At 59.5% G+C, this 1,940-nt stretch carries 2 protein-coding genes; both read right to left on the reverse strand.

Annotation, left to right across the window (positions count from 1 at the left end; all coding sequences use genetic code 11):
* Positions 1-169: 169 nt before the first annotated feature.
* On the reverse strand, positions 170-1,504 hold the full coding sequence (locus tag VJ369_RS11960) for an IS256 family transposase (protein WP_324092301.1): 1,335 nt from the start codon (positions 1,502-1,504) through the stop codon (positions 170-172).
* Between the two features lie 65 nt (positions 1,505-1,569).
* The coding region (locus VJ369_RS11965; RefSeq protein ID WP_324092302.1) for a hypothetical protein at positions 1,570-1,940 on the reverse strand (371 nt) is incomplete at its 5' end.

Below are 1,940 nucleotides of genomic sequence, written 5' to 3' on the forward strand. Positions count from 1 at the left end.
AAGGCCAGTGTCGCTCACCCGGTGATCACTGGGCTTGGAGGCTCAGCGGGAATTGCTGAAACAACAGCAACGCAATGTCTTAGCGTACCTCACGGCGGCGTGTGAAGCGGCGCTCCGTGGTGAAGCGGCTCCTTCTCTGCTGGTAGTGTATGATCTTTTTCGCGAATTTTCACAACCTACCCTGAAGCATCGCTCGCTGTTTTGCTGTCTCTCTTCTCGAGAGCAAATACCAGAGCGTCTCACAGCCTTGCTCGCTCTGAAACATCCCGATGTCCCGTTGCTTGCGCCGCATCTCCTTATGAAAGCGCTCCAGGAGGTTCGTCGTCCGGATGAGCCCCCGGAACGGCTCGGGAAACGCGATCGACAAGTAGGCTAAAGTCTTGTCAAAATCGACCAAAAAGTTGGCGACGGCGTCGGGTTCACGATCGGCCCACGCCTGCCGGAACACTTCGGCTCGCTCCCGCATCTGCGTCTCGCTCGTACCGTCATAGACCCAACTGGCCTCGACCAACACCGCTTTTTTCCGCTGCCGCTTGGCCTGACGAGCCGCTTGCTCCGCGTCGCCCCTGGGCTCCACTTTCAGCTCGCCAAAGACCAAATGGTCTGCCAGCTGTTTGATCTTATGGAAAATGCAGCGTTGGTGGGCCACGCCATAGAGGTGATGATCCAGGGCACTCGCCAGCCCGTTGGCGCCGTCGCTGACCACCAAGTCGGTGGTGGCCTCGGTGACTCCTTTGAGGTAGAGCTCGCCAAAGAATGCCTTCCAGGTGTCGGCCCGTTCGCCTTCCGCTACCTTCCAATGCACGATTTCCCAGTGCCCGTCGGGCCACACGCCAAGCGCGCTGAGCACCACCCGCTTCTGCTTGCGCTTGACCGCGCGACGACGGCCCTGGGCATCAAGGCGGCACTCGCCTGTGGGATAGGCGATCTTGACCCACATGCCATCGACCAGGATAATCGGTGGCGGACTCGCAAGGACGTGTGCCTTGAACCCTGCGAGGTGCTCAGCCACCCGCGCCACAAGGCGGTTACAGGCCGAAAGGGAAAGCACTTCCCCCAGGGTGAATGCCATCGTTTCTTGCAAGTCCCGTAGACTGTGCCCCAAACAATAGCTCAGCACCTGGTGGTCCAGCAGCGGCCCCCAGCAGCGCTCATAGCGGGTGATACTTTGCCAGGTCAGCGCCCCGTTACCCCGGCGCAGTTTGGGCACGTGCAAGTCGGCAATGGGGCCGTACTGCGTGAGCAATGCGCGCTGATAGCTCCCACTGCGGGTCGACTCGGGTGGGCGACCCCAGGGGAGATGTTCATAGCGATCCAACCCCAGATAGGCGTGCAGTTCTTCTTCTAAAGCCGCTTCGATGACGTGTTGTACGGTGGCGATCACGGTGTCTTGCACCGTGAGGCACAGGTCGGTTTTGACGTTGCCTGGGAGGCCCTCACGATTGATAATCTCCAAGTAGTCATTCAAGTAGCGGCGATGGTGCAGTTGCTTGGCATGGCTCATCGGGACATCCCTCCATGGAATCAGGTTACGCACAACCCTGGTTCTACGGGATGTCCCAAGCGTTTTCAATTTCGCGAAATCATCCGTACACTACCGAGAATCGTCTCGGGCTTGACGATCTGGGCCACTGCCGTGAGGGCCTGCTTGCCCAGCTTGTGGCCGATCACAGCGAGGGCTGTGCGCTCGCCATCACTCAGCCGGAGGCGACCTTTAAGCTGGTTGCGGAGGAGGCGGTTTTCCGTCACCAGGTACTCGTTGCGCAGCAGCAGTTCCTGAACCACTGTCCCTGTGATATACGCGAGCAGGTGTTTCCAATCCATCGCCTCTCCCCTGTAGTCGTCACCGTCCCTATTGCCGGTGAGTATCCGTGACGGGAGGCCGGAAGACAAGTTGAAGTGCGGCGATGGTAGGGGGGCGTAACCTCCAGTAGAAAGGC

The organism is Glutamicibacter sp. (assembly GCF_035257265.1).
Lineage (GTDB): Bacteria > Actinomycetota > Actinomycetes > Actinomycetales > Micrococcaceae > Glutamicibacter.

What these genes read in the sequence shown, in the direction of transcription:
- VJ369_RS11960 (WP_324092301.1), bottom strand. Translation starts at nt 1,504, where the DNA reads ATGAGCCATGCCAAGCAACTGCACCATCGCCGCTACTTGAATGACTAC.